Here is a 648-nt window from a genome sequence, read left to right as displayed (position 1 = left end):
ATCCCAACCTTATCTCAGAAGCGGAGCGTTGAGCAAGTCGCAGGTCCGCTGCTGCCTCCAATTTCCCCGAGATCTGATCGCCCTTACCACTTGAAGATGGCGGCGAGAGCGTCTTTCGACTTGACGCTTACGTCCTTGAAAATATTGAACTTTTCGCGGCATTTGTTACACAGTCTGTTACACGGCTACAGCGTTAATTTAAGCTCTCGGCATCTGAGCTCGCGCGCCCGAGCATCGACCTAATCCGATACTGGCTCGGGGCATCGTTGCTCCCGGAGCTTCAGCGTAGTCTCGCAAAAATTCCCAAGCCGCTTCGGGGCTGACGAGTCTGCGAAGCCGACGAGCGATAGGCAATACCGAGACGCAGACATTACGTGACGGCACTTGATATTGCAGTGCAGCAAGCGTAGAGCACCGCCCGCTTATGGGAGTGTCGTCCATGGCCCTTACCAATGCTGGTAACGAGGCAGAACCTGTCGAACAATCGAGCCATTCTGAGGTCGAGCAGCACAGCACCAAGGTGCTGATGCTGGGCGCGTTGGGCGTGGTTTACGGCGATATCGGCACCAGCCCGATCTATGCATTCCGAGAGGCGTTGCACGCATCGGCCGGTGGCAACGTCGCCAACCGTGGCGACATCCTCGGCGT

1 pseudogene is annotated in these 648 nt (G+C 56.9%); it reads left to right on the top strand.

Features of this window, described 5'->3' with window-relative positions:
- Positions 1-511 precede the first annotated feature (511 nt).
- A pseudogene (locus tag EOA86_RS37335) lies at positions 512-648 on the top strand (KUP/HAK/KT family potassium transporter); the annotation flags it as partial.

Origin of the sequence: Mesorhizobium sp. M5C.F.Ca.IN.020.32.2.1 (genome assembly GCF_004023105.1) — a bacterium.
Taxonomy (GTDB): Bacteria; Pseudomonadota; Alphaproteobacteria; order Rhizobiales; family Rhizobiaceae; genus Mesorhizobium; species Mesorhizobium wenxiniae.
Note: the sequence above shows the minus strand (reverse complement) of the source record. Positions and strands in the feature narration are given on the sequence as shown.